The sequence below is a fragment of the Nostoc sp. genome, assembly GCF_036917375.1.
GTDB lineage: Bacteria > Cyanobacteriota > Cyanobacteriia > Cyanobacteriales > Nostocaceae > Nostoc.
On the sequence record NZ_JBALDN010000101.1, the window covers coordinates 19,557 to 31,656 of the forward strand.

A 12,100-nucleotide genomic window follows, 5' to 3' on the forward strand; every position below is an offset into this window, starting at 1 on the left:
AAGATATATACAAACCTAAAGACTTTATTAAATAGCTACCCAGGTAAAAAACGGGTAGTTCTCCGCTATCTTTAAGCAAGCGATTCAGGGATGATTAATTCTATAGAAAAGCGCTAGCACAAATTTTAGGCTGGCATTTAATAAACCGCATATAAATCAAAGCCCTGAACTTTTATCAGGGCTTTTTAAATTTAAGTAGAGCGATCGCAGCCTTTTGAGTCTGATTATTTCGTTGAAGCGATCGATTATTTATACAGTAATGCTAGTGCTGAAAGACTGATGGCAATACTGGAGAAATTGATGCTGCGAGAAAACCGTAATTTTCATGTAATTCAAGAAACAGAAGCTGCTTTTCGTCAACATTTTTCCCTCAGTCAAGGTATTTGCATTTTCGGGTAAAGCACCCTACGAAAATCGATCTATAAATAGTCTACAGAATAAACTACGATAAAACTATCGGAATAGTGCTTTTAAAGATTATGAGCAACACTAAAAAAGTTAGTGACGACTTAAGCGCTGCTGGACAACTAACTTCTGAAGAGTTAAAACAGGCAGCCCAAGAGGGATTTAAGTCAGTGCTGAACCTGCGTTCTCCCAATGAAGCAGGTTTTCTCAGTGACGAACAGCAGCAAGCTCAAGCGGCTGGACTGCAATATGCTAATGTGCCATTAAAGCCTTCAGAAGCAAATCAAGAGCAAACAGAGTTAGCAATTCAGGAGATTGATAACTTACCCAAACCAATTTTAATTCACTGTGCTGCTGGAGCAAGGGCTGGTGGTATTGCCTTGATTGCTAATGCTATTAGTGAAAGTCTGACTTATGAAGAAATTAGTCAGAAGGCTCAAGAACTTGGTTTAAATTTAGAACAACCTCACCTCAAGCAATTCCTACTTGAAAAGTATATTGCCAAGCAAAAATGACTAACTCAGCACCAAGTCGTTTGGGTGAACTCGCCAACCTGTTTTTTAAATTGGGCGTCATCGGCTTTGGGGGCCCGGTTGCCCATATTGCCATGATTGAAGATGAAGTGGTTAAGCGGCGTCAATGGTTGACAAAGGAGCATTTTCTAGATTTGCTGGGCGCAACTAACCTAATTCCTGGGCCTAATTCTACAGAAATGGCTATCCATATAGGATACATCTATGCAGGATGGCTGGGGCTGATTGTGTCAGGTGTCTGTTTTGTCTTACCTGCGGTTCTAATTACTGGTGGGTTTGCTTGGGTTTATGTTGCCTACGGTACTCTACCCCAAATTGCTCCTTTACTTTATGGCATTAAACCGGCTGTTTTAGCAATCATCATCAATGCCCTGTGGGGGTTGGCCAAAAAGGCTGTGAAAACTCGCCAATTACTAGTAATCGCTTTCGCTGTGGCATTGCTAACATTGTTGTTGAAATTAAATGAAGTAATTGCCCTATTAATTGGGGGATTGCTGGGTATGGTTTGGTTGCATTCTGGCGATAAACACGATAAGCCAGGAGATAAAGCCAACTTTCTAATTGCTAGTCTCAGCACAGGTGCGACTTTGAAAGCATCCGCTGTACTTGCTACATCGGTAGCTACTGCATCTACTGTAGCCAATGTTTCTTTATGGCAGTTGGGTTGGTTTTTTCTCAAAGTCGGTAGTGTCTTGTTTGGTGGTGGCTACTTGTTGGTGGCTTTTCTGCAAGGGGGATTAGTTCAAGAATATGGCTGGCTGACACAACAGCAGTTATTAGATGCGATCGCAATTGGTCAATTTACCCCTGGGCCAGTACTTTCCACTGCTACGTTTATCGGTTATGTGATTGCTGGTATACCTGGCGCAATTGTTGCCACCATTGGAATTTTTCTACCTTCTTTTGTTTTCGTTGCTGCCCTGAATCCTCTAATTCCCCACTTACGAGCCTCTTCTTGGACTAGAGCATTTTTGGATGCTGTGAATGTTAGTGCTGTAGCCTTAATGGTTGTTACTACTCTGCAACTGGGGGCAGCGACTTTAACATTACTACAAGCCCCATTTGTAGATTTTCTCGGTTTGGCGATCGCGATCGTCTCAGCCATTTTAGCCATTCACTTTCGCATCAATGCTGCATGGTTAGTCTTTGGTAGCGCCTTGATTGGATGGGGTGCTTCACTCTTGGGCTACACTCGATGAAATTGCAACTATTTGAGATTACTAAATTAAAAAAAGAAGTAGAGACGTAGCAGTGATACGTCTCTACAAAGGTTTTAGATGGAGATATCTTATCGATAATCTTGACTTTGAATGCTTCCTAAACGAGCAGCATCACGAATATTGTAGTCAGCACGAGTAAAGCGATTTAGCTGCATTTCAAAAAAGTCTCGATTAGCTTGTAAATGCTTGGGATTTTGGTCATCTAATGGATATAAAAGTGCAGTTCGCAAAGCTTGAATTACCGCAGAAGTGACACAGTACATTGAGCGTTGAAAACTCACTCCTAACTGAATCAACATATCTTCTTCACCCCGGCAATGTTGGCTGTAGTAATCAACAAGATATGGTGGTAAAAAATGCAGCATATCTTGCATTAATAATGTCGGGGGAATGCCAGCAGTACCGACTGGAAACACATCAGCGTAAAGAATACCAAAGTGAAAGTCTTTTTGGTCTTCTGGTACTTGACGCGCTTGAGCATTATAAGATTTTGTGCCTCGGAAGGGTGCAGTGCGGTAAAAAACTGCTTCTACATAAGGTAATGCAGCTTCGTATAGCCACATGAAACCCTTAGATTTGGGGATAATTTCGTAGCATTCACCACGAATATAAACGTGATGGTAAATGGGACGACCTGCGATCGCAAATATACCATTAACTATGAAGCTCATCGCCTCTGGGACGCTGCGAATGGTACCTTCATCATAGCGATCGGACATTTCAAAGAATACTGGAGCCATGATTTCCCAGAATAAGCCCAGGTTAGCGTAGTATGACATCTGGCGGCACTGTTCCAAAAACATATCGGGGAACAGTTTGTAAAGTCCCAGCATTACGGGATTACCTTGGAAGTAAGCTTTAATTGCTCTATCGGCGTTGGCTTTGTATTCTTCAGAATCGAGGTAAGGGTCAAATTGTCCACCCATCCCTCTGTGCCACAACATCGCCCGCATACAAGCTTCCGCAAATTCCATATTAATGCGATCGTGGAACAAGTGATGGAATAACTTTGGCATTTTGAAAGTTTCACCTTTCTCGATAAATGCCAAAAGTTCTGGATGTGCAGTGGCTTCACCGCGCCAAATTCGCAAATCGGCATCATCACCAGCGTAATGATTATGCAGTTCTAAATACTCTTTGGGTAAGAAGTATTTAAAGAAGGGAAGCGGGTTTAAAAATTCGCGTTCGGCAATATAAAGTAGGTCACGCCAGTAGAAATCCATCGGTACAGCATAAGCTTTGTACAAACCGATGATTTGCATCAAATTTTCTGGAGTATCGGGTAACATTGCACCGCCTGCTTCTAAGCGGTGAATTACTTCGGCAAACTCGTGTTTTGAAGGGGGTAATTTAATTGCTGTTTTAATTGCTGTCATGGTTATCGTAAATGGGTAGAGACGCGATTTATCGCGTCTGAGGGATAGGTTTTAAGACGCGATAAATTGCGCCTGGGAGGATAGGTTTTGAGACGCGATAAATCGCCGTCTCTACAAGTGTTTTGATGTATTTTTTATTTGAGTGCTACTTCAGAGATTACGGTTTTTTCCAAGGAGGGAATTGCAGCCACCATTGTTGTAGTTGTGGATTCACTCCAACGCACTAACCAAGTGGGTTGTACTCCTAAAAAGATGATGAAAGCTGCCAAAATTAAAGCTGGGATTTTTTCAGGCCACAGAACTTTGGGATAGTAGGCGAAGTTATCGAGTCTGCCAAAACAGGTGCGGTTGAGGAGGATGACAAAATAAACTGCGGTTAATCCACTAGCTACTATACACAAAATAGTCGGGATGGGAAAGGCAGAGAAACTACCTTGAAAGACGAGAAATTCGGCAATAAATCCTGTTAAACCGGGAATACCTGCGCTAGCCATTCCACTTAAAACTAATAAAGCACTAATTAAGGGTATACCGCGTATAGGACTCATTAAACCATTGAGTTTATCTAACTCGCGCGTACCGACTTTGGCTTCCACGACTCCCACCAAGTGGAAGAGAATCGCCAAAATGATACCGTGGCTGAACATTTGAGCGACTGCACCAACGAGTGCTAAGGGAGTACTAGCGGCACCAGCTAGCAAGATATAGCCCATGTGACCAACGGAACTGTATGCTACCATGCGCTTGATATCTTTTTGAGCGATCGCAATTACTGCCCCATATATGGCGCTGATTGCTCCCCAAATTGCTAAAGTCGGTGCAATAATGCTCCAAGCATGGGGAAACATACCCAACCCAAATCGCAGCAATCCATAGGTTCCCAGCTTTGCTAACACGCCACCGAGAAGAATGGCAATTGGTGCTGAAGCCTCAACGTAAGCATCGGGTAGCCAAGTATGGAAGGGAATTAAGGGAATTTTAATCCCAAAACCTAATACTATTCCTGCTAGTAAAAGGATTTGCTTTGTTGTTGAGAGGTTTTCTGTAGAGACTGCATCAAAAGCAAAATTGGTAGAACCACTAAGCCATACCATACCCAAGAATGTCGCCAGAATTAAGGCTCCTGAAACAGCAGTATAAATCAGGAATTTCATTCCAGCATAAGCCCGTTTTGCCCCTCCCCAAATGGAAATTAGCAAATAGAAGGGAATTAATTCTAGTTCGTAAAATAGGAAGAATAGCAGCAAATTCTCTGCTAAAAAAGCACCTGCGACTCCTCCGCTAACTAATAAAATCATGGAGTAGAATAGCCGGGGACGTTCAGTTTCTTGACTACTGCTGTAAATAGCAATCCAGGTGAGCAGGCTATTTAACACCAACATCAAGATAGAAAGCCCATCAACACCTATTTGATAGCTCAAGCCAAGGGTTTCATTCCAGGGTAAATACTCTTTAAATTGCATTCCTGGATTGCTGATATCAAATTTTAGCAGGATAAACAGGTTCCAGAAGAGAACTATTCCCGAAAAGATTAATGCTATTAAACGAATGCGATGCTTAGGTATACTTATCGGTAATATTGCTATGATAATAGCAACGAAAATCGGGAGCCAAATTAAGACACTTAACATGGGAATTTTGTCCTTTGTTCTTTGTCATTTGTTTTTTGTTTTTTGTCCTTTGTCCTTTGTCCTTTATGACTCAATACGCTTCAGTAGTATAATTTTTAGGCTTAACTGAACTGTATTTCTTGATGACTTACTTACTCTTAGCCAATGACTCATGACAAAGGACAAAAAAGCTAACTAACTAAACTGATTCTTCCAGTATCTAAATCGTAATAACCACCGACTATTTTCAGCTTTTCTGCTTTGACTAACTCAGATAAAACTGTCGATGATTTCAACTTTTCAACTTGCGCTAAAATATTTGCTTTACAAGCATTTTCTAACTTATCTCCTGATTTATCTTTTGAGCTTTCTACACTTGGTTTAATAGCTTCAAGCAAACTTCCAATTCGCCCAGGTACTGGATCGCCTTTTATCGCCGCTTGTACCGCACCGCATCTTTCATGCCCTACTACCATGATGACTTTGGTACCTAATACTAAGCTGCCAAATTCTAAGCTACCAATTTGCTGTGTTGTGGCAATATTACCAGCTATCCGACAGACAAATAAATCTCCAAGTCCTTGGTCAAAAACAATTTCTGAAGGTACTCGTGAATCTGCACAACCGAGAATAGAAGCAAAGGGCTTTTGACCTTTGGCAACTTCGACTAAACGTGATTGAGTTTGGTTAGGATTGCGCCGTTTTGCTTTAACAAACCTATCATTTCCATCTAATAACTCTTGTAGTGCTTTATCGGGTGTAATATCATCTGGTACTGATTTGGTTTCGGCTGCAAGTAAGTTTGAGCTAAGTCCGGCTGTCAATACGCCTGTACCGAGCGCACCTGCACCAAACTTGAATAAACTTCTTCTAGAAACATTGATTGGGGAATGTTGTCTGCTCATGAAATTCTCATCACAATATTAAACTGTTAACTTTTAGTAGGATAGTTACTGCTACCCAATTGTCGAAATTTGAAAAACCAAATTTAAAAACTGGATTCCCCAAAATGGCCAAGTTACCCACATTCCTAAAAGACTCACTCCTAGAAGAACAGTGAGTGCATAAAACTGGGTTTGCCCAGAGTTGCTGTATTTGAGACCTTCACCACCTAATAGCGAAAATAAACCAACGAAATTAACGATGCCATCGACTACGAAGCGGTCAATCATATCGGCAAGTTGGGAAATTTTGGCAACTCCAAAAATTATGGTCATTTTATAGAGTTTAGGGGTATAAAAGTCGTATGCAATTAAGTCTTGTAACCCTTTCCAAGGCAGGTGAATCGGTTTGGGAATCTTGCTGAAATAAATCACACCAGTGATACTGCAACCGAAAATACTTGACCAATTTAAAAGTAGTGCGACATCTTTATTTAGGCTTGCCCAATCTGGTAAAAGTGATAAATTTTCCAAGATCAAAGGAAGATGTAGATTAAAGGCAAGTAGAATCATCATCGGCAGAACCATCGGCCAGTGAGCTTCAGGCGATCGCTCTGTCATTTGTGTAGCTTTCCTGCCAAAAAGTAAAGCGAATTCTCTTGTTAAACTCACGGCTGTCAAAACATTTACCGCGATTATTACTCCCACTAACCAAGGTTGAGTTTCCCACAGCCCATCTGCTAATTCCATCAGCGCCCAAAAGCTACCCAGTGGTGGAAAACCAATCAATCCCAAACTGCCGACAATAAAGGCGATTCCAGAAATCGGGCGACGCTTCCACAGTCCGCCAAGTTGGGTTACGTCTTGAGTGATGCTATTCCAGATAATTCCGCCCGTACTCATCACCAATAGTGCTGCGGATATGGCGTGGGTGAGGACTAACAATAGCGCCGCTTCGTCTTGTTGCACTCCCACGGCGATGAATACTAAACCCATGTATGCGCTGACAGAATAGGATTGGCAGCGTTTCATATCGATTTGAGCGATCGCAATTAAAGAAGCACCCAGGGCTGTCACCGCACCAATCGCAACCATCGCTGAGGAAGCTATGGGCGAGATGGTTAACACCGGTTGCAATTTAATCAGCACCCATGCACCACTAGCTACTACTACCGAGTTCCGCAAAATCGTACTGGGAACCGGGCCTTCCATTGCTTCATCTAGCCATAAATGCAGGGGAAATTGGGCACATTTACCCATCGGCCCAGCAATTAAAGCTAAACTTACCAATGCCATAGTTGTTGGGTTGACGTTAGCAGTAGCCGCCCATTCAGCTAACTCTGTATAATTCCAAGTTCCAGCTAAAGGCCATAATGCCAACACGCCCATCAGCAAGAATAAGTCTCCCACCCGTTTGGTTAAAAACGCATCTCTCGCACCTGAAACTACTAAGGGTTGGCTAAACCATAAGCCGACTAGTAGATAGGTTCCCAGCGTCAGGACTTCCAAAATTACATAGCTGAAGAACAAGTTATTACACAAAGCAAGGGCACACAATCCGGCTTCAAATAATCCCAATAAAGAATAGAAGCGTCCCCAACCCCAATCCATTTCCATGTAGCCGATCGCATAAATCTGCGCCAGCAAGTTCAAGCCAGTAATCACAACCAAAGCACTGACACTGACTGAGGATATATCCAAAGCAATAGTTAAGTCTAAACCAGCCGTAGATAACCAAGGAATAAATACTTCTTGGGCTGGATAATTCCAAGTTGCTTGTAAGGCGATCGCACTATGTACAAACGCCAAAAATGTCATTACCAAATTTACATAACCCGCCGGTCTTGGCCCTGTTTTCCGAATGATCCCTGGCGACCAAGGCACGGCTAACAAGCCACCTATTAAGGCATAGCACGGAACTAGCCAAACAGTCTCTAGTAGAAACTGAGCCATCTAACTCACCTCTATAATTGTCATTAAAAATTTGTGGTTTTGAGTCAACTGGCGTTGATCCCAGTTAACCCAGCGACGATCTACGACGGACAACGCCTACGCAGAACATACAAATTTATGTTTATTTAATTTTGTTAGAAACAGCTTACCGTTATATTTGTCAAAAGGGAATTAGTTAATTAAATAAATTTAGGATAATAACTCTAATTATTTCTTATATAATCAACTATTTCAACAAGACATAATAGGTATTTATTCTTATCTATGCATCGAATGAGGGATGAATCAATAGTTATCATTAGTTTTATCAATTTATATAGATGATAAGAGACGCGATTGATTGCGTCTCTACAAATCGACTAAATGTAATTTATATTTTGGTGATTTTGTCAACCTGCCAATGAGAGATAGTAATAGCAGGCGGTGAGTCAACTTGGCTGATGGGGGCGGGTTTCATATCCCGGTAGTCTAAGAGTTGGACTACGATGAGGTAGGCGATCGCTAAAATGACCGAAATCGCACCTGTAAGAATGGCAATTATTTTCGAGCGTTCCATCAGTATTTCCTGTAATCCAAGTTGTTATGCAGTGTCTATATCCACATAATAGACTTGGCTATAGTTTCTGGGCGTGAGCGCACCGCAGTTTAGCACATAAAATATTAACAATCTGAAAGCGACATTGAGCGATCGCCATGACAACGAAACAAGCTATCTTTGACGCTATTGAACAACTGCCACAACACCTAAAAGACGTGTTGCAGTGAGTATTTACTGTAATGCAAGTAGAATAACTGTATTGAGTCATCAATGAGAATTGCGTAGGCGCAGCCCACTGTAGGTATCGCTATGACTGCAACCACAAAAAAATTTACTTTTGCAGAGTATCTTAAGTATAACGATGGCACGGATACCCAATATGAATTGGTAGATGGAGAATTAATTCCCATGAGCCTTGGCACTGGCAAGCACGGTGGCATCTCCAAGTTTTTAGAACGAAGCTTTGATGATGAAAGTGCCAAAATGGGCCAGAATTGGACAGCACAAAAGTTTTCTGTGGGAGTGCGTTCGCCACGTGGAGGACGCTGGGACACCTCACGAATTCCAGATGTAGTAGTATTACCAACACAGCAGTGGGAAGCACTTTCTAATCGAGAGGCTGTTATCGAACTCAACGAAACTCCCCCCATATTAGTGGTAGAAGTCGTGAGCGAATCTACACAAACTACAGACTATCGCAGCAAACGTTCTGAGTATGCTGTATTCAAGAGATAGTAACAATATGCACCCTAGTGGAAGGGTTCTATGATGCTGTTGCATTCCGAGGAGAAGAACGCATTATCTCTTTTACTTTTCCACAGTTGGATTTGAGTGCCGAACAAGTCTTAGCAGGACGGAAGTGAACTCTCAATTACTGTTACTCAACCAAATTGTATTGGTTGTACTTCAACAATGAGCCTCAGAACCTCGATATTGACCTTCTGAACCTGGAAGTTGCGGCTTTTATCCTCAAAATTGCACCTTTGAGCCTCGAAGTTGCGCCTTTTATCTTCAACGTTGACCTTCTGAGCCTCAAAATTGCGCCTTTTATCCTCGAAATTGCACCTTTATATCCTCGAAGTTGCACCTTTTATCCTCGAAGTTGCACTTTTTATCCTCGAAGTTGCACCTTTAAAGCTCAACGATGATCTTCTGAGCCTCGAAGTTGCACCTTTTTTCCTCGAAATTGCACCTTTGAAGCTCAACTAACAAATATATCTAACCATTCCTGAATGTACAGGGGTGAGCGTGTAGTAAAATTTGCTCACCTCTGTAAAGTGGAACATGGCTTTAGACAACTCCTGTCAAAATCTCCGAGGACGCAACTTTAAAGGTAGACAAGACCTTGCGGGTGCAAACTTTAGCTATGCCGACATTCGAGGGGCAAACTTTAGCGGTGCTAACCTGACAGGGGCAAACTTCAGCCATGCCAAAGCCGGACTGCAACGCCGTTGGGCAATTGGTTTAGTTATTATCTCATTCTTATTGTCGGGACTGTCAGGATTTCTCTGGTCTGTCAATGGTTACTTGGTGTCGCAGATATTTAGCTCATATAGTGAGAATCAAATTGTGGGCTGGGTTGCTCTAATCACATTGATTGTCTTTTTCGTTATCACGATTCGCCAAGGAATAATAGCTGGTTTAGGAGCCTTTGCCGTTGCCTTCGCCGTCGCCTTCGCCGTCACCTTAGCCGTCGCCAGAGCCGGAGCCTTAGCCGTCACCGTCGCCGGAGCCGGAGCCGTCGCCTTCGCCGGAGCCGGAGCCGGAGCCTTCGCCGGAGCCGGAGCCGTCACCGGAGCCGTCGCCGGAGCTGTCGCCGGAGCCTTCGCCTTCGCCGGAGCCTTCGCCTTCGCCGGAGCCTTTGCCGTCGCTGGAGCCTTTGCCGTCGCCGGAGCCTTCGCCGTCGCTGGAGCCGTCGCTGGAGCCTTCGCCGGAACGTTATTTAGTATCTACATCAGCTGGCGAGCCATGAAAGGAGATCAAAAACACTCCTTAATTCGTAATATTGCGATCGCCTTTGCTGCAACAGGAGGTACAAGTTTTCGTGGCGCTGACTTAACCAATGCTAATTTCACCCAAGCCACACTCAAAAGTACAGATTTGCGAAACACTATTCTTATCTGTAGCCGTTGGTATCAAGCCAAAATGCTTGACCGTGTTCGTCCTGGCTCAACTTATCTGCAAAACTCACAAGTACGTCAACTGCTGGTTACAGGACAGGGACAGGATACAAAATTTGACAGTGAAAAGCTGCGGGGTATCAACTTACAAAAAGCTAACCTAGCAGATGCCAGTTTTATCGGCGCTGATCTCAGTGAAGCCAATTTGCAAGATGCCGATTTGTCAAGAGCAAAGCTGAAGCAAACCCAACTAGACGGCACAGATTTAACAGGTGCAACCCTCACAGGTGCGTACATCGAAGATTGGGGCATTACAAATACAACTAAATTGCATGGGGTGAAGTGTGAATATGTCTTCATGCGCTTACCCACCAAAGAAGACCCTGACCCCCTCCGCAAACCTGATAATAAACAAGAGGTATTTGCAGACGGGGATTTTGCCAACTTTATCAAACCAATTTTCGACACCCTCGACCTTTACCATAATCAAGGCGTTGACCCCCGCGCTGTTGCCATTGCTTTCAAAAACCTTGCCGAAAACCATCCCGAAGCCGAGTTAGAAATCGTGGCAATGGAGAAACGCGGCGATGATAAAATCTTGCTCAGAGCCAAAACCGCCGCAGGTAGCGATAAATCTCAACTGAGTGCCGAATATTTTGATGATTATAATCAACTCAAAGCTTTATCGCAGAGTCAGCAATTATTGCTGGTAGAAAAAGATAAGCGCATTATTAGTTTAGAAAATATGGTAGATACTGCTCTCAAGCAGCCAAAATTTTATACACAAGGAAATACAAATATGTCAGATATCAGTGGCATCAATATTCAAGGTAGCAGTAATGTTAGCGGTATCGCTGGCAATAATTCTATCGCTAATCTGGGAACCATTAGCGGTAACGTGAGTATTGCCCTCAATGAGTTACCTGATGCAACCGATGCCGAGAAACCAGGAATCAAAGAATTATTGTCGCAGTTGCAAGATGCGATCGTACAATCCACATATTTGTCAGAAGAAGACAAAACCGAAGCGCTAGAACAGGTGAATAGTTTGGCAGAAGCGGGTAAAAATCCCCAAGAATCCACTAAGCAGAAAACTGCAAAAACAGCAATCACTATGTTGAAAGGGATATTTACAGGCTTACCTGCTGTTGCTTCTTTAGTGGAAGCGGGTAATAAATTATTGCCTGCGATTTCTAAACTGTTCGGTTTGGGATAATTTAACGTGAGGTCTTTTGAATAAAAAACCCTTAAGAGGTTGTTTGAAAAATGGTTGGCTGTGATTTTAATCACCCCCCTTAATCCCCCCGATGTCTTGGGGGGAAACAAGAAAATCTAGTTCCCTCCCTTTAGAAAGCTACGGTGTACACACAACTGGAGTTTAGACTAAGTAGGAAAAAATGACCCAGCAGCACTGAGTTGATAAAATACAAGCTTTAAACATGGAAATCTTTAATATTAAGCAGA

The 12,100-nt window shown here is 42.8% G+C and carries 9 protein-coding genes; 4 read left to right on the plus strand and 5 right to left on the minus strand.

The window, feature by feature from the left end; genetic code table 11:
• Window positions 1–479: 479 nt before the first annotated feature.
• Entirely contained in the window at window positions 480–920 is a 441-nt protein-coding gene (locus tag V7K45_RS27400) for a beta-lactamase hydrolase domain-containing protein (RefSeq protein ID WP_335008263.1), read from the plus strand.
• Entirely contained in the window at window positions 917–2,137 is a 1,221-nt protein-coding gene (gene chrA, locus V7K45_RS27405; protein WP_335008265.1) for a chromate efflux transporter, read from the plus strand. The genes V7K45_RS27400 and chrA overlap by 4 nt, the downstream gene beginning before the upstream one ends.
• Before the next feature lie 89 nt (window positions 2,138–2,226).
• Here chrA and V7K45_RS27410 read toward each other — a convergent pair whose 3' ends face one another.
• The 5 genes from V7K45_RS27410 to V7K45_RS27430 all read right to left on the minus strand — a co-directional run bounded on the left by V7K45_RS27410 (window position 2,227) and on the right by V7K45_RS27430 (window position 8,534).
• The gene (locus V7K45_RS27410) at window positions 2,227–3,534 is read right to left on the minus strand and encodes a CO2 hydration protein (protein ID WP_335008267.1); all 1,308 of its coding nucleotides are present in this window, start codon (window positions 3,532–3,534) and stop codon (window positions 2,227–2,229) included.
• Window positions 3,535–3,668: 134 nt separating this feature from the next.
• Entirely contained in the window at window positions 3,669–5,165 is a 1,497-nt protein-coding gene (locus V7K45_RS27415) for an NADH-quinone oxidoreductase subunit M (protein ID WP_335008269.1), read from the minus strand.
• 170 nt (window positions 5,166–5,335) lie between these two features.
• The gene (locus V7K45_RS27420; protein WP_335008271.1) at window positions 5,336–6,049 is read right to left on the minus strand and encodes a carbonic anhydrase; all 714 of its coding nucleotides are present in this window, start codon (window positions 6,047–6,049) and stop codon (window positions 5,336–5,338) included.
• A gap of 51 nt (window positions 6,050–6,100) precedes the next feature.
• Entirely contained in the window at window positions 6,101–7,978 is a 1,878-nt protein-coding gene (locus V7K45_RS27425; RefSeq protein WP_335008273.1) for an NAD(P)H-quinone oxidoreductase subunit F, read from the minus strand.
• Window positions 7,979–8,348: 370 nt separating this feature from the next.
• Entirely contained in the window at window positions 8,349–8,534 is a 186-nt protein-coding gene (locus V7K45_RS27430) for a hypothetical protein (RefSeq protein ID WP_334835192.1), read from the minus strand.
• 291 nt (window positions 8,535–8,825) lie between these two features.
• On the opposite strand from V7K45_RS27430, the gene V7K45_RS27435 reads away from it, so the two are divergent.
• Together V7K45_RS27435 and V7K45_RS27440 are read left to right on the plus strand one after the other, a co-directional pair.
• Window positions 8,826–9,251 carry a Uma2 family endonuclease gene (locus tag V7K45_RS27435; protein ID WP_335008274.1) on the plus strand — a complete coding sequence of 142 codons (426 nt, stop codon included), beginning with the start codon at window positions 8,826–8,828 and terminating at the stop codon, window positions 9,249–9,251.
• Between the two features lie 549 nt (window positions 9,252–9,800).
• A complete protein-coding gene (locus V7K45_RS27440; protein ID WP_335008276.1) occupies window positions 9,801–11,852 on the plus strand; it encodes a pentapeptide repeat-containing protein in 2,052 nt (683 codons plus the stop codon).
• Window positions 11,853–12,100: the final 248 nt, after the last annotated feature.

What these genes read in the sequence shown, in the direction of transcription:
- V7K45_RS27400 (WP_335008263.1), top strand. Translation starts at nt 480, where the DNA reads ATGAGCAACACTAAAAAAGTTAGTGACGACTTAAGCGCTGCTGGACAA.
- chrA (WP_335008265.1), top strand. Translation starts at nt 917, where the DNA reads ATGACTAACTCAGCACCAAGTCGTTTGGGTGAACTCGCCAACCTGTTT.
- V7K45_RS27410 (WP_335008267.1), bottom strand. Translation starts at nt 3,534, where the DNA reads ATGACAGCAATTAAAACAGCAATTAAATTACCCCCTTCAAAACACGAG.
- V7K45_RS27415 (WP_335008269.1), bottom strand. Translation starts at nt 5,165, where the DNA reads ATGTTAAGTGTCTTAATTTGGCTCCCGATTTTCGTTGCTATTATCATA.
- V7K45_RS27420 (WP_335008271.1), bottom strand. Translation starts at nt 6,049, where the DNA reads ATGAGCAGACAACATTCCCCAATCAATGTTTCTAGAAGAAGTTTATTC.
- V7K45_RS27425 (WP_335008273.1), bottom strand. Translation starts at nt 7,978, where the DNA reads ATGGCTCAGTTTCTACTAGAGACTGTTTGGCTAGTTCCGTGCTATGCC.
- V7K45_RS27430 (WP_334835192.1), bottom strand. Translation starts at nt 8,534, where the DNA reads ATGGAACGCTCGAAAATAATTGCCATTCTTACAGGTGCGATTTCGGTC.
- V7K45_RS27435 (WP_335008274.1), top strand. Translation starts at nt 8,826, where the DNA reads ATGACTGCAACCACAAAAAAATTTACTTTTGCAGAGTATCTTAAGTAT.
- V7K45_RS27440 (WP_335008276.1), top strand. Translation starts at nt 9,801, where the DNA reads ATGGCTTTAGACAACTCCTGTCAAAATCTCCGAGGACGCAACTTTAAA.